The organism is Dactylosporangium thailandense (assembly GCF_059739745.1).
In genome coordinates, this window is the sequence record NZ_AP029195.1 from 5,330,447 (window position 1) to 5,348,774 (window position 18,328).

Here is an 18,328-nt window from a genome sequence, read left to right on the forward strand (position 1 = left end):
TCAACTCACCGCCGCCGCGTGCCGGGCCGCGACGAGCGCGTGCAGCCGGTCGGCGGCCGCGACGGCGAACTGCGGATCGTTGATGTGCAACGGCGAATCGACGACCTCGACGCCGCTCGGCGCGACCGCGGCGAGCGCGGCCTCGAACAGTACCGTCGATGCCTCTGGATTATGAAATGGCATGCCGGGCGCGTCCAGCGCGGAAACCCCGCCGCGCGGCACCGCGAGCACGGTCGGGCCGGCGGCGTTCGCGAGCTTGCCGCCGATCCGGCGCCCGAGCTCGGCGTTCTCCTCCGGGGTGGTGCGCATCAGGGTGACGGTCGGGTTGTGCACGAAGAACTGCCGATCGGCGAATTTCGGGGGTACCGTGTCCGCCGGCCCGAAGTTCACCATGTCCAATGCGCCGAGGCTGACCACCTGGGGTGTCCCGTTCGCACCCGCGGCGGTGAGCCGGTCCGGCCCGGCCGTGAGGACGCCGCCGACGAGGTCGTCGGCGAGCTCCGTGGTCGTCAGGTCGAGCACCCCGGCGAGCAGGCCGGACCGCGCGAGGCCCTCCAGTGCCCGGCCGCCGGAGCCGGTGGCGTGGAACACCAGCACCTCGTATCCGAGCTCCTCCAGCCGCGCCCGGGCGGCCTCGACGGCGGGCGTGGTGACGCCGAACATCGACGCGGCGATCAGCGGACGGTCGCCGGCGACGGGCGCCCGCCGCGCGTAGGCCGTCGCCATGCCGGCGATCCCGGCGGCGGCGTTGCCGAGTATGGCGCGGGAGATCTGGTTGATGCCGGAGATGTCCACGACGCTGTACATCATGGTGACGTCGGCGGCGCCCACGTACGGCGACACGTCGCCGGCCGCCATCGTGGACACGATGAGCTTCGGCAGGCCGACGGGCAGGTCCCGCACGGCCCGGGCGGCGATCGAGGAGCCGCCGCTGCCGCCGAGGGCGAGCACGCCGTGCACTGCGCCCCGGGCGACGAGCGGGCCGAGGACGGCGGCCGCCCCCTCCCCCATCGCGGTGACCGCGACGCCGCGGTCGTTGCCGTCGCGCAGCGCGGCGATGCTGGTGCCGGCGGCGGCCGCCACCTCGTCCTGCCCGATCACGACCGGCGGCGCCCCGGGCGTCAGCGGCGCCGGCAGGCCGGCGGGCGGGCGGATTCCGACGTCGAGCACGAGCACGCCCACGCCGTGGGCGGCCAGGCGCTCGGCCACCCATTCGTATTCGGCGCCCTTGGTATCGAGCGTGCCGACCAGGGCGACGGTCGGCTTGTCGGCGGTTTCGGTCATGTCCGGGCCTGGGGTGTCGGCGGTATGCATAGGCTCACTCGCCCATCCTGGATCCGCTTTTGAAACGTGTCAACCATCGGCGCGGCCCTCAGAACTCGGTCGCCATCGGGCGGCCGGCCAGGAACGCGATCATCTGCAGGACCAGGAAGTTCCAGTTCTGGAAGTTCCGCGTCATGATCGGTTCGCCGCTGTCCGGGTGGTAGAACTCGTGCAGGCAGCCGTTGGTCTCCAGATCGTGGCCGAACAGCCGGACCGTCTTCTCGGCCAGGTCGCGGGCGTCCTCCGTGAAGCCGTACTTCACCAGCCCCCGGAACACCATGTAGTTGCTGATGCCCCAGACCGGGCCGAGCCAGTTCGACGGGTTGTTGGACGCGCGCAGGTCGTACATCTTCTCCAGCCGCGACAGCGACCGGATGCCGTAGCTCGCGGCGAACGTGCGGGGGTCGCGGATCCGCTCGACCATCCGCTCCGCCTGTTCCCGGGACGCGAACCCGGCCCACATCGGCAGGAAGCTCGACCAGCTGTCGATCCGCAGCAGCAGTGACGACCAGGCCCGCGGCGCTCCACTGTGGAGCCAGTCGGCCGGGTCGACGGGGCGCAGCGCGAGGTCGGCGCTGTAGAAGGTGCCGTCGCGCTCGTCCCAGCAGTGACGGTTGATCGCATCGGCGAGGTCCTGGGCACGGCGCCTCCACCGCACCGACTCCTTCACCTCGCCGAGCCGCTCCAGCAGTTCGCCGTACGCCAGCAGCTCGCGGTACATGAGGCTGTTGAGATAGATGGCGGCGGTGCTCTTCGCCGGGCGGTAGTACACCGACGGGTCGTTGTCGACGCCGACCGCGAAGTCGGTCTGCCAGTACAGGAGGCCGGTTTCGGCGTGGAGGTGGCGGGTGAGGTACCCGGTGAGGAACGCCTCGAGCTTGCCGAGGTGCGGGCGCAGCCACTCGGCGTCTCCGCGCCGGCGGGCCAGGAGGGCGGCGTGCTGTACCAACACCGGCTTGTGGGTGTTCTGCTGGCGGGCGTATTCCTCGTCGCTGCCGAAGTCGCCGTGCCGGAGGCTGCCCTCGGGGTTGAGCTGGATCGGCACGGAGCCGTCGGTGCTGTGGTCGAGGAAGTTGAGGATGCTGCCCTCCTCGTACTGCGCGTACCGGCCGCGCTGCCCGGTCTCGATCTCGACCTGGGCGAGCACGACGCTCACCCACCAGGAGTCCCAGTCCCACAGGTGGCCGCTGTAGTACGGCGAGTCCGGGCTGGCCGGGACGAGGAAGGGGTGCCGGAGGATGCCCACCGGCTCACGCATCATCTCGCCGCTCTTGGAGAGGACGTGCGCGCTCAGCAGTTCCGCGTAGCGGTCGATCATCGTGTTCCTTCCATCGGGAGCATAGCCCCGGGGTTCAGGATGCCGAGCGGGTCCAGGGCCCGCTTCACCCGGCGGGTCAGGGCGAGGGCGCCGTCCCCGAGGTACTCCGGCAGCCAGGGCCGTTTCAGCCGCCCGACGCCGTGCTCGCCGGTGATGGTGCCGCCGAGGGCGAGCGCGAGGTCCATCACCGCCGCGAACGCCCGCTCGGCGCGGGCCGCGTGGGCGGGGTCGCGGCCGTCGTAGACGATCACCGGATGGGTGTTGCCGTCGCCCGCGTGGGCCACCAGTGCGATGGTCACGTCGTGGGCGGCCGCGATCGCCTCGATGCCGCTCACCAGCCGCGGCAGGTCGGGCAGGGCGACGCCGACGTCCTCCAGCAGGAGCTCACCGCGGCGCTCCAGCGCCGGGAAGGCCAGCCGCCGGGCAGCGGCGAAGGCCTCGCCCTCGTCGGGGTCGTCGGTCGTGAAGATCTCCGTCGCCGCATGGTCGGCGCACGCGGCCTCCATCGCGGCGATCTCCTCGGCGGCGGCGCGGCCGGGCGCGTCGCTGCGGGCCAGCAGCAGCGCGCGGGCGGTCCGGTCCAGGCCCATGGCCGTGTGGTCCTCGACGGCGTTGATGGCGGTCCGGTCCATGAGCTCGAGCATCGCCGGGCGCAGTCGCGCGGTGATGCCGAGCACGGCGGCGGCCGCCGCCTCGACCGTCGGGAACGTCGCGACGAGCGTCGACGCGGGCGGCGGGGCCGGCAGCAGGCGCAGGGTGAGCTCCGTGATCACCCCGAGAATGCCCTCCGAGCCGACGAAGAGCTTGGTGAGCGACAGCCCGGCGGCGTCCTTCAGGCGGGGGCCGCCGAGCCGCACCGCGGTGCCGTCGGCCAGCACGACCTCCAGGCCCAGCACGTAGTCGGCCGTGACGCCGTACTTCACGCAGCACAGCCCGCCCGCGTTGGTGGCCGCGTTGCCGCCGATCGAGCACGACTCGAACGAGGACGGGTCGGGCGGATACCACAGCCCGGCCGCGGCGGCCGCCCGCTTCACGTCGGCGTTCAGCGCGCCCGGCTGGGCCACCGCCACCCGGGCCACCGGGTCGACGGCGACGGCCCGCATCCGCTCCAGCGACAGGACCAGCCCGCCGTCCACCGCCGTGGCCCCGCCCGACAGGCCGGTGCCCGCGCCGCGCGGCACGACCGGGACGCGCGCGGCCGTGGCCCAGCGCAGGACCGACTGGACGTCTTGCGTGCCGGCCGGGCGCACGACCGCGAGGGGCCTTCCGGCCGAGCGGTCCCGGGCCCAGTCCTGGCGGTAGCGCTCCATGACGTCCGGGTCGACGATGACCGCGCCCTCGGGGAGCGCCCGGGTGAGCGCCGGAAAGTCTGCGGTGTCCACTGTGGATCAGATCAGCTCGAGGGCCGCGACGGTGAGGAAGTCGGCGAGCTCCTCGTCGAGCACGAGCCGTTCGACGACGGCGACCGCCTGATCGATCTTCGCGGCGGCACCGCCGGCGAGCTCGGCCCGGGCCGCCGCCGCCTCCTGCGCGATGCAGCGGCGCACCAGCTCGGCCGTCACCGGCCGGCCGTCGTTCAGCACCACAGTGTTGCGCCGCCACTGCCAGACCTGGGACCGGGCGATCTCGGCGGTCGCGGCGTCCTCCATGAGGTTGTAGATGGCCACCGCGCCGTTGCCCGCGAGCCAGGTCGCGAGGTACCGCAGCGCCACGGAGATGTCGTTGCGCAGGCCCGCCTCGGTGGCCTCGGCCCCGGTCCCGGCGATGGTCACGAGCTCGGCCGGCTTGACGTCCACATCGGGGCGCTGCCGGTCGAGCTGGTTGTCGCGGTCGCCGAGCACGGCCGCGAACTCCGCGGCGCACAGCGGCACCAGGTCCGGGTGGGCGACCCAGGAGCCGTCGAACCCGTCGCCCGCCTCGCGCCGCTTGTCGTCGCGGACCTTCGTGAGCGCCGTCGCGTTGACCGCCTCGTCGCGGCGGCTCGGGATGAAGGCGGCCATGCCACCGATCGCCATCGCGCCCCGCCGGTGGCAGGTCGAGACGAGCAGCTCCGTGTAGGCCCGCATGAACGGGGCCGTCATCGTGACCGCGTTGCGGTCCGGCAGCACGTATTCGGCCCCCGAGTCCTTGAACACCTTGATCATGCTGAACAGGTAGTCCCAGCGGCCGGCGTTCAGACCCGCGATGTACTCCCGCAGCTCGTAGAGGATCTCCTCCATCTCGAACGCCGCCGGCAGCGTCTCGATGAGCACGGTGGCCCGGACGGTCCCGGCGGTCACGCCGAGCGCCTCCTCGGCGTGGCGGAAGACGTCGGCCCACAGGCGGGCCTCGTCCGCGCTCTCCAGCTTGGGCAGGTAGAAGAACGGTCCGTCGCCCCGCTCGGCCAGCACGTGCGCGTTGTGGAAGAAGAACAGGCCGAAATCCACGAGCGCACCGGCGGCGGGCCGGCCGTCGACCTGGACGTGCCGCTCGTCGAGGTGCCAGCCGCGGGGCCGCACGACGATGACGGGCAGCCGTCCGGCCTCGTCCTGGCGCAGCGCGTACTCGCGCCCGTCCGGCGCGCGGAAGGCGATCGTCCGCCGGACCGCGTCGCGCAGGTTGACCTGACCGCTCACCACGTTGTCCCAGTGCGGGGTGTTCGCGTCCTCGAGGTCGGCCAGCCACACGTCGGCACCGGAGTTGAGCGCGTTGATCGCCATCTTCCGCTCGGTCGGCCCGGTGATCTCCACCCGCCGGCGGCGCAGGGCGGGCGGGATCGGCGCGACCCGCCAGCTCGGGTCGTCGCGGATGGCCTGTGTGTCGGCGCGCCATCGGGCCCCGTCGCGGCCGGCCGCGGCGATCCTCTGCCGGCGCGTGGGGCGCTCGGCCAGCAGCGCCGTCCGGCGCTCGCCGAAGGTCCGCTGCAGCCCCGCGACGAACTCGAGGGCCTCGGAAGTCAGGACCGATTCGCTTCCCGCGACGTCGCCGGCCGTGGTCTGCAACCCTGCCATGTGGCTCTTCCTTTGCTGTTGTGTGACCGCTCGCGGGGCGCTTCGCGCGGTGGCCTCATCGGGCCGCTCGGCGCGCATCCGTCGTGGTGGTCCGGATTCGGTAGAGGCTTGTCGAGGCGGTGATGTACAGCGTCCGGGCGTCGTCGCCGCCGAAGCACAGGTTCGCCACCTTCTCGGGCACCGGCACCACGGCCAGCCGCTCGCCGGACGGCGTGAACACCTGCACCGAGTCGGCGCTGGAGCTCCAGATGCGGCCCTCGACGTCCACCCGCAGGCCGTCGGTCGCGCCCGGGCGCACCTCGACCAGGTCCCGGCCGCCGGTGCAACGGGTGCCGCCGACGACGTCATAGGCGCGGATGCCGCCGGGGGCGCCGGGGACCTGCAGGTAGCCGGTGTCGGCCACGTACAGGATCGATTCGTCGGGCGAGAACGCGAGACCGTTGGGGTGCACCATGTCGGTGACGACCGGCTCGATCGTGCCCGCGGCCTCGTCGAAGCGGAAGACGAAGCAGCCGCCGTACTCCGGCCGGCCCGGATGACCCTCGCGCCCGCTCTCGTGGATGCCGTACGGCGGGTCGGTGAACCAGATCGCGCCGTCGCTCGCCACCACGACGTCGTTGGGCGAGTTGAACCGCCCGCCGGCCCAGCGGTCGACGAGCGTCCGCGGGCCGTCCTCCGACTCCCGCTCGACCGCCCGCCGGCCGTGGCTGCACTGCACGACGCGGCCCTGGAGGTCGAGGGTCCGCCCGTTGGGGAACTCGGCCTCGGCCCGGAAGACGCTTGTGGCGCCGGTCGCCTCGTCGTACTCGAGGATGCGGTTCGCGGGGATGTCGCTCCAGCGCAGCCGGCGCGGCGACGGCAGCCAGACGGGACCCTCGCTCCAGGTGGCCCCGGTGAACAGGCGCTCGAGGACCGCATCTGGCGGGAAAAGGTCCGTCACGCTGGTGACCGTACAGGCCGTTGATACGTTTTAAAAGCCACTCGCCCGAGATTTTGACACGTTTCATTCGCGCCGGCCGACCGGCCGGCGGCGTCAGCGGGCCGGGGACTCCGCGGTGCTCGCATCGGCCAGCAGCCGCCGGCCCGCGGTGACCATGTGCACCGCCATCGCCGACGCGGCCGTGTCGCCGTTGCCGGCCACGATCGCGTCGTGCACCGCGACATGCTCGGCGATGGCGACATCGATCTGCTCGGGCTCGTGCACCGCCCGGTCCACCCACACGCGCAGCAACGAGCGGATGATCCGGAGCAGGTCCATCAGCGTCGCGTTGCCGGTCGCGTCGGCCAGCTCCTGGTGGAAGCGCTGGTCCGCCTCGACGAAGGCCGGAACGTCCGCCCGCGACGAACGCATCCGCTCCAGATGGGCACCGAGCCGGGCGACGCTCTCCGGGCTCATCCGCTCGGCGGCCAGCCGGGCCGCGTAAATCTCGAGCGCCCCGCGCAGCTCGACCAGGTCCTCGGTGCTGCGCCGCCCGATCAGCATGCCCCAGCTGAGGCTCTGCGGCAGCAGCTCACTGGTGCTGCCGCGCAGGAACGTGCCGGCCCCCGCGCGCACCTCGACGATGCCGAGGATCTCGAGGGCGGCAAGGGCCTCGCGGACCGCCGACCGGCCAACGCCCAGCGTCGCCGCGAGTTGCCGTTCGGGCGGCAGGCGGGTGCCGGGCTCCAGGCTGCCGCCGGTGAACAGGTCGAGCAGGCTCGTCGCCACCGCGGACACCGCGCTCCCCGACGGCAGCGTGCCGAGTGCGGCACCGATCTCCGCCGAGCGGTCATCGCGGTACGCGGGCATCCCAACACGATAGCCGAGCGCGGAACGGCACCCATCAGCCCTTCCCAAAACCGGTCAACCGGTTGCTATGATCGGGCCCACCCCTGCTTGAGGAGGGTCCGTGACCCTGCTGTTCAACGATCCGGCCGACTTCGCCGACGAGATGACCGACGGCTTCGCCGCGGCCTACGCCCGGTTCGTCCACCGCGTCCCCGGCGGCGTGGTCCGCCGCGAAGGCACCGCCGCCGGGGAGGTGGCGCTCGTCGTCGGCGGCGGCTCCGGGCACTACCCGGCGTTCGCGGGCCTCGTCGGCCCCGGCCTGGCCCACGGCGCCGCCATGGGCGACCTGTTCGCCTCGCCGTCCGCCGCCCGCGTGCGTTCGGTCGCGCAGGCCGCCGACGGCGGCGCCGGCGTCCTGTTCTGCTACGGCAACTACGCGGGCGACGTCCTGAACTTCACCGAGGCCCAGGAGCGGCTGCGGGCCGACGGCGTCGACGTCCGGACCGTGCTCGTCACCGACGACGTCTCCAGCGCGCCGCCCGAATCGTCCGGGCGCCGCCGCGGCATCGCCGGCGATCTGGCCGTGTTCAAACTGGCCGGCGCGGCCGCGGCCCGGGGCGACTCGCTCGACGACGTGGAGCGGGTCGCCCGGCGGGCCAACGATCGCACCCGCACGCTCGGGGTCGCGTTCTCCGGCTGCACGCTGCCCGGCGCATCCGCGCCGCTGTTCCGGGTCCCCGCGGGCCGCATGGCGGTCGGCATGGGCATCCACGGCGAGCCCGGGATCTCCGACGACGGCCTGCCGAGCGCCGACGAGCTGGCCGCCCTGTTCGTGGACCGCCTCCTCCAGGAACTGCCCGGCGACGTCGCCGCGCCGGCGGGCGGGCGGGTGGCCGTGATCCTCAACGGTCTCGGCTCGGTCAAATACGAAGAGCTTTTCGTGGTGTACCGCGAAATCGCCCGCCGCCTCGCCGCAGCCGGACTGACGGCCGTCGACCCCGATGTCGGCGAGTTCTGCACAAGCTTCGACATGGCCGGCGCCTCGCTCACGCTGACCTGGCTCGACGACGAGCTCGAGGAGCTCTGGCGGTCCCCCGCGGACACGCCCGCCTACCGCAAGGCCCCACAGGCGCTGACCCGGCGGGAACACGCGCCGGCCGGTGCGACGACGGCCGAGCCGGCCGCCGCCGGGCCCGAGCCGGGGTCCGAGGCGTCGCGCGCGGCCGCCGCGACCGCCTGCACGGTGCTCGACGCCGTCGCCGCGGCGCTGGACGGCTCGGCCGACGAGCTGGGCCGTCTCGACGCGGTCGCCGGCGACGGCGACCACGGCATCGGCATGCGCCGGGGGTCGCTGGCCGCGGCCGCGGCGGCCCGCGCCGGCCACGCTCGGGACCTGGGTTGCGGGGCGGTCCTGGTCGTTGCCGGCGACGCCTGGGCGGACAAGGGCGGCGGTACCTCGGGAGCGCTCTGGGGTACCGCGCTGCGCGCCGCCGGCCACCGCCTGGGCGACGTGGACGCGCCGACGCCGAGCGCCATGGCCGCGGCGGTAGCCGACGCACTGGCCGCCGTGCGGCACCAAGGCGGCGCGGCTCCGGGCGACAAGACGCTCGTGGACGCCTTCGCACCGTTCGCGCAAGAGCTGTCCAGGACGGTCGGCGGCGGCTCGCTCGCGGCGGCCTGGCGCGCGGCGGCCCGGGCGGCCACCGAGGCGGCCGACGCCACCGCCGACCTGCTGCCACGGCTCGGCCGCGCCCGGCCGCACGCCGAGCGCAGCCTCGGCACCCCCGACCCGGGTGCGCGGTCCTTCGCCATCGCCATGACGGCCGCCGCCGATCGCCTGACGCAACTCGAGGAGACATCGTGACCGATCGCCTGCGGATCGTCGTCGGCGGCGACGACGCCGGGTACCGCTACAAGGAGCTGCTCAAAGCCGACCTCGAGGCGAGCGATCTCGTCGCCTCCGTCGTCGACGTCGGGGTGGGGTCCGACGGCCACACGCCGTACCCGCGCGTCGCCATCGAGGCCGCCGAGATGATCGCCCGCGGCGAGGCCGACCGGGCCCTGCTGGTCTGCGGCACCGGGCTCGGCGTGGCGATCTCGGCCAACAAGGTGCCCGGCATCCGGGCCGTGACGGCGCACGACAGCTTCTCCGTCGAGCGGTCCGTGCTGAGCAACGACGCCCAGGTGCTGTGCCTGGGCCAGCGGGTCATCGGCATCGAGCTGGCCCGTCGGCTCGTCCGCGAGTGGCTCGGGTACCGCTTCGACCCCACCAGCGCGAGCTCCGACAAGCTCGCCGTGCTGGGCCGGTACGAGATGAAGGAAGCCTGTTGATCGTCGGGGTGAGCCTGAAGATGTACTTCGGGCTGCGCGCCGCCCACGATTGGTGCCGGGCCGTGGCCGCGCTGGCCGCGGACCGGCCGGAGCTCGAGGACGGGCGCACGGTGCTGTTCGTCGCGCCCAGTCACCTGGCCATCCCGGGCGCCGCCGCGGCGTTCGCGGGCACGCCGGTCCGGCTGGCCGCCCAGGACGTGGCGGCCGGCGAGCCGGGGCCGTACACGGGCGAGGTCAGCGCGGCCGAGCTCGCCGAGGCCGGCGTCGCCGTGGTCGAGATCGGGCACGCCGAACGGCGCCGGCTGTACGGCGAGACCGACGAGACGGTGGCCGCCAAGGTCGCGGTCGCCGCCCGGCACGGTCTCACCCCGCTGATCTGCGTCGGCGCGCGGCCGGACGAGGACGCGGCGGCCGTCGCCGAGGCCCAGCTCCGCGCGGCCCTGCCACAGGCACCCGCCGGACCGGTGTGGGTCGCCTACGAGCCGCTCGCGTCCATCGGCGCCGCGCGGCCCGCGCCGGCCGCCGAGATCACGTCGGTGACCCGGCACCTGCGCCGGGTGCTCGCCGAGGTGGCCCCGGGCGGGGCCGTGCTCTACGGCGGCAGCGCCGGCCCGGGCCTGCTCGGCGAGCTCGGCGACGGCGTGGACGGCCTGTTCCTCGGCCGCTTCGCCCACGATCCCGCGAACCTGGCGAAGGTCCTGGACGAGGCATCGGACGAGGCACTAGACGAGGCATTCGACGAGGCATTCGACGAGGCATCGGAGGCGCGGGCATGATCGGGCTCGGCACCTACGCGTTCTTCTGGCAGCTGTCCGACCGGATGCCGCGGCCGCTCACGCTCGCCCAGGCCCTGGAGCGCACGGCGGCCCAGGGCGTCGGCATGTTCCAGATCTGCGACTACCCGAAGATCCTCACGTTCGGCCAGGGCGAGCTGCGCGACCTGCGCCGCCGGGCGGACGACCTCGCCCTGCGGCTGGAGCTGGGCACCCGCGGCACGACGACCGACCACCTGACCGCGTTCCTGCGCCTCGCCGACGTCCTCGAGGCCGCGGTCGTGCGCACGATGCTCAACCCGGTGGGCGACGACGCACCGCTGGAGGAGTCCGAGGGGCGGCTGCGGGCCGTGCTGCCGGACTACGACCGGGCCGGGGTGACGATCGCGCTGGAGACCTACGAGCGGGTACCCGTGCGGAATCTGCGGAGACTCGTCGAGGCGGTCGGCTCGGACCGGCTCGGCATCTGCCTGGACCCGGGCAACGGGGTCGCCGCGCTCGACCTGCCCCGCGACACCGTCGAGCGGTGCGCGCCGTACGTCAAGGACGTCCACGTCAAGGACTTCGCGTTCACCCGCAGCGAGGGCTGGGTCGGGTTCCAGTACACCGGCACCCCGCTCGGCACCGGGCTGCTGGACTACGCGCACCTCGAGCGCGCGGTGCGGTCCGAGCCCAACGGCATCTCCCAGATCGTCGAGCACTGGCTGCCCTGGCAGGGCGACCCCGCGGCGACCGCGGCCGAAGAGCAGCGGTGGACGGCCGTCGCGCTCGAATACCTCCGCGACTACCAGAAGGAGCACGACCATGAGTGACACCGAGGCGCTGAAGATCGCGGTGATCGGGGCGGGCGGGAAGATGGGGATGCGGGTCTCCGACAACCTCGTCAAGACGGCCCACCAGGTGTGGTACAGCGAGAACTCCCCCGCCGGGCGGGACCGCGTGACGGCGGCCGGCCGCACCCTCACCGACTCCCCCGCCGCCGTCGCCGATGCCGACGTCGTGATCCTGGCCGTGCCCGACCTGGCGCTGGAGTCGGTGTCGGCCGAGCTGGTCGCGCTGATGAAGCCGGGCGGCGTCGTGCTCACGCTCGACCCGGCGGCCGCCTACGCCGGCCTGCTCACCCGCCGCGACGAGATCGTCCAGGCGGTCACGCACCCGTGTCACCCCTCGGTCTTCGTGCAGCGCCACACGCCCGAGGAGTACGCGGACACGTTCGGCGGCATCGCGGCCCTCCAGGACGCGATCGCCGCGGTCGAGTCGGACGACCCTGCCGTCAAGGACCGGGTGGAGACCGTGGTGCGGGCCATCTTCGCCCCGGTCGGCGACGTGCACTGGGTGACGGTCAAGCAGCTCGCCCAGCTGGAGCCGACCCTGGTCGAGACCATCGCCTGCATGGTCGGCTCGCTGCTGAAGGAGGCGCTGGACGAGACGGTGAAGCTCGGTGTCCCGGAGCCGGCGGCCCGGGCGATCCTGCTCGGGCACACCCAGGTCGCGCTGGCGAACACGCTGAAGGGTGACAACCCGTTCAGCGACGCCTGCCTCATCGCGATGGACTACGGCCGCGAGTCGATCCTGCGCGACGACTGGAAGAAGGTCTTCCGCGACGACGAGCTCGACCACGTGCTGGCCCGCATGCTGCACCTGAAGGAGATCGCCCGATAAGCGACGGCCGAGCGGCCCGGATCAGGCGGGAGCCGGGCCGCTCGTGCTGGCACGGATGACGAGCTCGGGCGTGAAGACCTCGTGCTGTACCGCACCCGACTCGATGTTCTTCAGCAGCAGGTCCACCGCCACCGAGCCGAAATCCTCGTGCGGGGTGCGGATCGAGGAGAGCGGGACGATCGACGACTCGGCATATTCGATGTCGTCATAGCCGATGACGGCGATGTCCTCCGGGATCCGCAGGCCGGCCATGACGAAGGCGTGCATGATGCCGATGGCGAGCAGGTCGTTGACCGCGAACACGGCGTCGGGCCGCAGCGCCGGGTCGCGGGCCACGATGCGGTGCCCGACGGCCCGCCCGGCCCGGATCGTGCGCTCGGCGATGTCGACCACCTCGAGGGTGGCCGTCCCGGCCTCCCGCACCGCGAGGCTCGCCCCCTGCAGCCGCCCGGCGACCTGCTGGATCGACAGCGGCCCGCCCACGAAGGTCAGGCGCCGGCGCCCGATCGACAGCAGGTGCTCCCCCGCGAGCCGCCCGCCGACGACCTCGTCCACCGAGACCGACGGCTGCTGCTCGGAGACGGCACGGCCGCCGATCAGCACGTTGGGCGTGCCGCGCCGGCGCACCTCCGCCAGCCGGTCCTCCAGCCGCTCGAACGACGCCACCAGCATGCCGCGCACCCGGTAGCGCTCGAACAGCCCGATGTACTGGTCCTCCCGCTCGCGGTTGCCGTGCGCGTTGACCACGAACACCGCCAGCCCGTGCTCCGCCGCCCGCGCCTCCACGCCCTCGACGAGGGTGAAGAAGAACGGGTTGCTGAAGTCGGGCGCGATGTAGGCGATGGCGTTGCTCTCGCCGAGGCGCAGCTGGCGGCCGACGATGTTGGGGACGAACCCGAGCTCCTGGATGGCCCGGCGGATGCGCTCGGCCTTCTCCTCCGACACCCGCTCCGGATGGTTGAGGAAGTGCGACACCGTGCCCAGCGCGACACCCGCGTGCTGCGCCACCTCGCGAATGCCGGCCTTGTTCGCCGCGCCGTTGCCTCGTTCACTCACTGTCGGACTACTCCACAACGTCTCACGCGGAACTGGGCTCGCGCGGCACCAGCCGGTAGCGCGGGCGCACCCCGGCGAGGACACGCTCGACATCGTCCACCATATATTCGAAGAACCTCGGCTCCGCGGCGTCCGTCACGCCGGCGATGTGCGGGCTCAGGAACACGTTAGGCATTGTGCGCAGCGGCGAGTCGGTCGGCAAGGGCTCGGGCTCGACGACGTCGAGGCAGGCGATGATGTCGCCCCGGCGCAGCCGGTCCACCAAGGCCTCAGTATGCACCACCGCGCCGCGCGAAACGTTGACGAACACCGCCCCGGGGCGCAGCCGGGCGATCTGCTCCGGCCCGACCAGGCCGGCCGTCGCCTGCGTCAGCGGCACGAGGCAGATGACGACGTCGGAGCGCTCGAGCACGTTGTCCAGGCTCGTCAGGTCGATGTCGTAGGCGTTGGCGAGCACGTCCGGGGCGCCCGGGTCGTGGGCGAGCACCCGCACGTGGAACGGCCGGAGCAGCTCCAGCAGCCGGCGGCCGATGTTGCCGAGGGCGATGAGACCGACCGTCTTGCCGGTGAGCTCGCCGCGCAGGTAGCCGGGGTCCTCGAGGAACACGGTCCGGTCGGGCCAGAGCAGCTCCCCCGCGATCAGCCGGCGGAACAGCGCGCCGGCGTTGCGCAGGCCGATCATCGCCAGCGCGAGGGCCCACTCGGCGACCGGGTCCGACGAGCCGTTGGTCGTGTCGGACACCACGATCCCGCGGCGGTGCGCGGCCTCCACGTCCACCCGGAACCCGAAGCGGTCGCCGTGGGTGTCGCCGATCATGCGCAGGCGCGGGGCCGCGGCCATGACCGCGTCGGTGATCCGCGGGCAGCCGTAGCTCACGACGAGCGCGTCGAGGTCGGCGGCGAACTCGGCGACCCGCGCGGTGAGCGCCGGGTCCTCCGCCGGAGGCCCGAACACCCGGTCGGGGCCGTCGAGCTCGAGCCAGACGACGTCGGCGAAGCGCTCCATCCGCTCGACGTCCCTGGGGAAGAAGTACCGGCGGCGGCCCGCCCCGGTCACGACGATCCCGACCCGTGGCTTCGGCGCGCTCATCGCAGATGTCCCCGTTCGCGTAGCAGTGTCTCCAGCGTGCCGCCCTGGATCCGGGCGACGTCGTCCGCACTCAGGAAGTCCGCGTGGTCCCGCAGCACCTGCAGCGCCTGCCGGTAGCTGTGGTGCGGCAGCAGCGACGGCCAGTCGGACGACCACACCATCCGGCCCACACCCCAGTGCTCGGCGAACGCCTTGACGATGGGGAGCCGGTCGAGATACGGGTAGTCCCAGGGCCGCTCGTGCCCGTAGTAGTACCCGGAAACTTTCACCAGCAGATTCGGCAGGTCCTCGCGGTCGAGGACCAGCCGGAGGCCCGCGTCGATCCCGTCCGGATGCAGCATGACGACCGCGAGATGGTTGACCATGATCGGCAGGCCGGGGAACCGGCGGGCGACCTCGCGCAGGTCGTCGTACCAGTTCGGCGGGGCCGCGAGGGTCACCAGCAGTCGCGCGTCCTGCGCGACCCGGAAGAACTCCCGCCCCTCGTCCGACAGCAACCAACCGTCGTTGTCGGGTGCGAGGTAGTGGGACACGCCGACCGGCTGATACTGCTCGATGGTCGCGCGGAGGCGGTCGGCCGCGCCGGGCCGGTGGTAGTCCGGCCCGAACCGGCTGTCGATGTCGGCGACCTGCAGCAACCGTCCCCTGTGGACGGCCGCGACCTCGGCGCCGTAGTCGTTGTTGTCCTCGGCGTGCTCGATGCGCGCGTTCACCACGAGCGCGGCGCCGACCCCGGCCCGGTCCATCTCCAGCAGCAGGTTCTCCGCCCGGCCGCGGGACTCGGAGTCGGGCACGTCGGGCCGGTAGGGCCAGCGCGGCCAGATGTGGGTGTGCGCGTCGACGATCACCCCTTCACCGACCCGGCCGTCAGGCCCCGCATGACCTGCTGGTTGAGGATGAGGTACACGGCGAGGGTGCCGAACACCGTGATGCTGATGGCGGCGAACAGGGGGCCGTAGTCGACGGAGCCGTACTCGTCGCTGAAGTGCAGCAGGCCGACCTGGACCGTCGACAGCTTCGAGTCCACGTTGAACGTCAGCGCGATGAGCAGGTCGTTCCAGACCGAGAAGAACTGCAGGAGCCCGATCGTGAACAGGCCGTTGCGGATCAGCGGCAGCCCGATGGAGAAGAACGCGCGGAACGGCCCGCCGCCCTCGATCGCCAGCGCCTCGAAGAGCTCCCGGGGCACGGCCCGGAAATAGGTGGCCATCATGAAGACGGTCAGCGGGAGCCCGTGGCCGACGTACGTGATGATCAGCGGCAGGTAGCTGTCGGAGATGTTGAGGTTGAAGTAGATGGTGAACAGCGGCAGCAGCACCATCTGCAGCGGCACCATCATGCCGCCGACGATCAGGAAGAGCACGGCGTTGCGGCCCTTCCAGACCATCACCTCGAGGGCGAAGCCGGCCGCGGCGCCCAGCAGGAGGATGAGGATCAGGGACGGCACCGTGACGATGAGGCTGTTGAGGGCGTAGTGCCCGAGGCTGCCGGTCGTCCAGGCGTCGACGTAGTTGTGCCACTGCAGCCCGCCCGGCAGGGACCACAGGGGCTCGTCGACGATCTCGCTCTTCGTCTTGAACGAGTTGGTCAGGATCCAGAACATCGGGTAGATCTCCGCGATCACGATCACCGCGATGAGGAGCTTCACGAGGAGGCCGCCGGTGAGCCGGCCGGCGAGCGTGCCGGACTCCCGGCGCGGAGCCCCCGTCCGCGGACGCGGAGCCGTTTCGACATTGATCGCGGTCACGGTTCAGTCCTTCGTGAGGTCGCGCCGGGAGGAGCGGAAGACGAACAGGGTCACGGTCAGGCACACCAGGGTGATGACGAGCGCGAGCGTGCTGCCGTAGCCGAAGTCACCGAAGCTGAAGGCCGTCTTGAACATGAGCAGGTTCAGCGGCGTCGTCTGGTAGCCGGGGCCGCCGTTGTTGAGTGCGACGATCGAGTCGAAGACCTTGAGCGACGCGTTGAGGCTGAAGATGACGGTCGCGAGCAGCACGGGCATCGACAGCGGCAGCACGATGTGCCGCACGAGCCGCCAGGTGCCGGCGCCGTCCAGGCGGGCCGACTCCATGATCTCCTCCGGGATCTCGATCAGCCCCGCGTAGAGCAGGACGGCGAAGAAGCCCATGGTGCGCCACAGATCCATGATCACGATGACGATGAAGGCCTTGTTACCGTCGGCGAACCAGTCGGTGCCGCCGAGCCCGACGAGGCCGAGGAGCGCGTTGACCGGCCCCTCCTGCGGCGAGGAGGCGAACATGCGGTTGAACAGCAGGGCGACGGCGACGGTCGGCACCACCACCGGGAAGAACACCAGCGTGCGGACGAACGTCGAGGCCTTGCGCAGGACGAAGACGTACAGCAGCGCCAGGGCGTAGCCGAGCACGATCTGGCCCACGGTGATGACGATCGCGTACTTGAGCGTAAACCACAGCGCGTGCCCCGCCTGGGGATCGCTGAACAGCCGGTCGACGTTCTTCATGCCGGTGAACTCGAACCCGCGGACCGGGTTGCCGTGCATGAAGGCCAGGAAGAGGGACCAGACCGCCGGGACGACCATGACTCCCAGATAGATCAGAAGCGCGGGAAGCAGGAAGGTCACGATGGCCTTCTTGTTCCCGAAGACGTGCTTCACGGGAGGTCCTCTCCGTTGAGGGCGGGGTGGCGGCGCCCGGCTCGGACGCCGCCACCCCGGGGCATGGACCGGGCGGATTACGACTCGGCGTCGAGGTCCGACTGGATGAGGGTCATGAAGTCCTTGGCGGACATCGCGCCGGTGAGCAGCGGCGCCGCGTTCGCGCTGGAGTCGTTGTTGGCCTTCGGGGTGAAGAGGCCCTCGAACCACAGCACGCTGGCCGGCGCGTTGTCGATCTTCTTCTGGATGTCGGCCGTGAGCGCCGGCAGGCTGTCGACCGGGGTGTTCACCTTGAAGCCGGAGAACGTGCCCTGCTTCTTGAGCGACTCCGAGCCCCAGTTCTTGGCGATGCAGGTCAGCCACGAGCCGACGCCGTCGTTGTACAGCTTGGCGTTGACGGCGTTCGGGGAGCCGACGTTCGCCGGGTAGCCCTTGATGCCGGGGACGCCGAAGAAGCCGATGTTGTCGCCGACCTTGTTCTGCTTGGGGTCGTTGACCGCGGCGAGGAACCAGGTGCCCATGTACATCATGGCCGCGTTGCCGTTGAGCATCTGCGCGTTCATGGTGTCGTAGTCCAGGTTCGTGATGCCGTCGATGAAGTACTTGCCCAGCTCCTGCAGCTTCTGGGCGGCGGCGACGTACTGCGGGTCGGTGAGCTTGGCCTTCTTGTCCTTGACCTTCTGCAGCGCGTCCGGCCCGAGCTGGCTGTAGAGGATCGCGCCCAGCCACCGGCTGATCGTCCAGCCGGTCTTGCCGGAGGCGACGAACGGGGTGACGCCCTCGGACTTCAGCTTCGCGGCGGCGGCGGTGAGCTCGTCGAGCGTGGTCGGGATCGCGATGTTGTGGTCGGCGAAGATCTTCTTGTTGTAGAAGATGCCCTCGATGTTGAACTGCAGCGGCACCGTCGGGAAGCTGCCGGCGTAGAGCTGCTCGATCACCGACTGCGCGGCCGGGGTCACCTGGTCCAGCACCCCGAGCTTTTGAAACGTTTCCTTCAGGTCCAGAACCTGGCCGGACACCTGCAGGTCACCCTTGGGGGCGATCAGCGACTGGGTTCCGGCGTACATCACCGGCAGCGCGTTCTGGCCGCCGAGCAGCTGCACCTTCGACTGCATCTCCGAGCTGGGAGTCTGCGACAGCGTGTACGGCAGCTGCTTCTGCGCGTCGGAGCACTGGTTGGCCTTCAGGTCGTCGAACATCTTGCCGGTCTGGGTGTTCTCGGTCGTGACCAGCACGGAGAACTCTTTGGCGCCGCCCGCGGGGGCGTCGTCCTTCCCCCCCGAGCAGCCGGCCAGGAGCAGGCTCGTCACGGCGGCGAACGCGATGGGAACGCTCGCCCGGCGGGGCATGGTGCGCATCATCAGATTCACGTTCAGGGCTCC

General features: G+C 71.9%; 17 protein-coding genes. 5 read left to right on the plus strand and 12 right to left on the minus strand.

The genetic code is table 11. The features are described 5' to 3' along the window. The 6 genes from AC6JBM_RS23180 to AC6JBM_RS23205 all read right to left on the minus strand — a co-directional run bounded on the left by AC6JBM_RS23180 (window position 1) and on the right by AC6JBM_RS23205 (window position 7,420). Complete coding sequence (locus tag AC6JBM_RS23180; RefSeq protein WP_497985669.1) at window positions 1-1,284, minus strand: Tm-1-like ATP-binding domain-containing protein; 1,284 nt, start codon at window positions 1,282-1,284, stop codon at window positions 1-3. A gap of 88 nt (window positions 1,285-1,372) precedes the next feature. After that, the gene (locus AC6JBM_RS23185; RefSeq protein WP_497985670.1) at window positions 1,373-2,641 is read right to left on the minus strand and encodes an MGH1-like glycoside hydrolase domain-containing protein; all 1,269 of its coding nucleotides are present in this window, start codon (window positions 2,639-2,641) and stop codon (window positions 1,373-1,375) included. Then, window positions 2,638-3,951, minus strand: a complete 1,314-nt coding sequence (locus AC6JBM_RS23190; protein ID WP_497986514.1) for an FAD-binding oxidoreductase — start codon at window positions 3,949-3,951, stop codon at window positions 2,638-2,640. Before AC6JBM_RS23190 ends, AC6JBM_RS23185 begins: the two co-directional genes overlap by 4 nt. 78 nt (window positions 3,952-4,029) lie before the next feature. After that, window positions 4,030-5,631, minus strand: a complete 1,602-nt coding sequence (gene aceB / locus AC6JBM_RS23195; RefSeq protein WP_497985671.1) for a malate synthase A — start codon at window positions 5,629-5,631, stop codon at window positions 4,030-4,032. A gap of 55 nt (window positions 5,632-5,686) precedes the next feature. Then, window positions 5,687-6,571 carry an SMP-30/gluconolactonase/LRE family protein gene (locus tag AC6JBM_RS23200; RefSeq protein ID WP_497985672.1) on the minus strand — a complete coding sequence of 295 codons (885 nt, stop codon included), beginning with the start codon at window positions 6,569-6,571 and terminating at the stop codon, window positions 5,687-5,689. Between the two features lie 93 nt (window positions 6,572-6,664). After that, window positions 6,665-7,420, minus strand: a complete 756-nt coding sequence (locus AC6JBM_RS23205; protein WP_497985673.1) for a FadR/GntR family transcriptional regulator — start codon at window positions 7,418-7,420, stop codon at window positions 6,665-6,667. Window positions 7,421-7,520: 100 nt separating this feature from the next. On the opposite strand from AC6JBM_RS23205, the gene AC6JBM_RS23210 reads away from it, so the two are divergent. Genes AC6JBM_RS23210 through AC6JBM_RS23230 form a run of 5 tightly spaced genes read left to right on the plus strand, consistent with a single transcriptional unit; the run spans window position 7,521 to window position 12,165 of the window. Continuing rightward, window positions 7,521-9,263, plus strand: a complete 1,743-nt coding sequence (locus AC6JBM_RS23210) for a dihydroxyacetone kinase family protein (RefSeq protein WP_497985674.1) — start codon at window positions 7,521-7,523, stop codon at window positions 9,261-9,263. Then, window positions 9,260-9,730, plus strand: coding sequence for a ribose-5-phosphate isomerase (locus AC6JBM_RS23215; protein WP_497985675.1), 471 nt, complete (start codon window positions 9,260-9,262; stop codon window positions 9,728-9,730). Before AC6JBM_RS23210 ends, AC6JBM_RS23215 begins: the two co-directional genes overlap by 4 nt. Beyond that, window positions 9,727-10,506, plus strand: coding sequence for a triose-phosphate isomerase (locus AC6JBM_RS23220; RefSeq protein WP_497985676.1), 780 nt, complete (start codon window positions 9,727-9,729; stop codon window positions 10,504-10,506). Before AC6JBM_RS23215 ends, AC6JBM_RS23220 begins: the two co-directional genes overlap by 4 nt. Beyond that, the gene (locus AC6JBM_RS23225; protein WP_497985677.1) at window positions 10,503-11,315 is read left to right on the plus strand and encodes a sugar phosphate isomerase/epimerase family protein; all 813 of its coding nucleotides are present in this window, start codon (window positions 10,503-10,505) and stop codon (window positions 11,313-11,315) included. Before AC6JBM_RS23220 ends, AC6JBM_RS23225 begins: the two co-directional genes overlap by 4 nt. Then, on the plus strand, window positions 11,308-12,165 hold the full coding sequence (locus tag AC6JBM_RS23230; protein WP_497985678.1) for a phosphogluconate dehydrogenase C-terminal domain-containing protein: 858 nt from the start codon (window positions 11,308-11,310) through the stop codon (window positions 12,163-12,165). Before AC6JBM_RS23225 ends, AC6JBM_RS23230 begins: the two co-directional genes overlap by 8 nt. A gap of 21 nt (window positions 12,166-12,186) precedes the next feature. Here the strand turns inward: AC6JBM_RS23230 and AC6JBM_RS23235 are convergent, their stop codons facing one another. From AC6JBM_RS23235 to AC6JBM_RS23260, 6 genes are all read right to left on the minus strand, one after another. Then, complete coding sequence (locus AC6JBM_RS23235; protein ID WP_497985679.1) at window positions 12,187-13,221, minus strand: LacI family DNA-binding transcriptional regulator; 1,035 nt, start codon at window positions 13,219-13,221, stop codon at window positions 12,187-12,189. 22 nt (window positions 13,222-13,243) lie between these two features. Further along, window positions 13,244-14,311: a hydroxyacid dehydrogenase gene (locus tag AC6JBM_RS23240; RefSeq protein WP_497985680.1), complete on the minus strand. Its 1,068-nt coding sequence runs from the start codon at window positions 14,309-14,311 to the stop codon at window positions 13,244-13,246. Beyond that, complete coding sequence (locus AC6JBM_RS23245; protein ID WP_497985681.1) at window positions 14,308-15,159, minus strand: amidohydrolase family protein; 852 nt, start codon at window positions 15,157-15,159, stop codon at window positions 14,308-14,310. Before AC6JBM_RS23245 ends, AC6JBM_RS23240 begins: the two co-directional genes overlap by 4 nt. Then, entirely contained in the window at window positions 15,156-16,058 is a 903-nt protein-coding gene (locus AC6JBM_RS23250) for a carbohydrate ABC transporter permease (protein ID WP_350610481.1), read from the minus strand. Before AC6JBM_RS23250 ends, AC6JBM_RS23245 begins: the two co-directional genes overlap by 4 nt. A 3-nt stretch (window positions 16,059-16,061) precedes the next feature. Further along, complete coding sequence (locus AC6JBM_RS23255) at window positions 16,062-16,946, minus strand: carbohydrate ABC transporter permease (protein WP_497985682.1); 885 nt, start codon at window positions 16,944-16,946, stop codon at window positions 16,062-16,064. Window positions 16,947-17,023: 77 nt separating this feature from the next. Beyond that, window positions 17,024-18,307 carry an ABC transporter substrate-binding protein gene (locus AC6JBM_RS23260; RefSeq protein ID WP_497986515.1) on the minus strand — a complete coding sequence of 428 codons (1,284 nt, stop codon included), beginning with the start codon at window positions 18,305-18,307 and terminating at the stop codon, window positions 17,024-17,026. Window positions 18,308-18,328 lie beyond the last annotated feature (21 nt).

What these genes read in the sequence shown, in the direction of transcription:
- AC6JBM_RS23205 (WP_497985673.1), bottom strand. Translation starts at nt 7,420, where the DNA reads ATGCCCGCGTACCGCGATGACCGCTCGGCGGAGATCGGTGCCGCACTC.
- AC6JBM_RS23230 (WP_497985678.1), top strand. Translation starts at nt 11,308, where the DNA reads ATGAGTGACACCGAGGCGCTGAAGATCGCGGTGATCGGGGCGGGCGGG.
- AC6JBM_RS23185 (WP_497985670.1), bottom strand. Translation starts at nt 2,641, where the DNA reads ATGATCGACCGCTACGCGGAACTGCTGAGCGCGCACGTCCTCTCCAAG.
- AC6JBM_RS23260 (WP_497986515.1), bottom strand. Translation starts at nt 18,307, where the DNA reads ATGATGCGCACCATGCCCCGCCGGGCGAGCGTTCCCATCGCGTTCGCC.
- AC6JBM_RS23225 (WP_497985677.1), top strand. Translation starts at nt 10,503, where the DNA reads ATGATCGGGCTCGGCACCTACGCGTTCTTCTGGCAGCTGTCCGACCGG.
- aceB (WP_497985671.1), bottom strand. Translation starts at nt 5,631, where the DNA reads ATGGCAGGGTTGCAGACCACGGCCGGCGACGTCGCGGGAAGCGAATCG.
- AC6JBM_RS23180 (WP_497985669.1), bottom strand. Translation starts at nt 1,284, where the DNA reads ATGACCGAAACCGCCGACAAGCCGACCGTCGCCCTGGTCGGCACGCTC.
- AC6JBM_RS23240 (WP_497985680.1), bottom strand. Translation starts at nt 14,311, where the DNA reads ATGAGCGCGCCGAAGCCACGGGTCGGGATCGTCGTGACCGGGGCGGGC.
- AC6JBM_RS23190 (WP_497986514.1), bottom strand. Translation starts at nt 3,951, where the DNA reads ATGGAGCGCTACCGCCAGGACTGGGCCCGGGACCGCTCGGCCGGAAGG.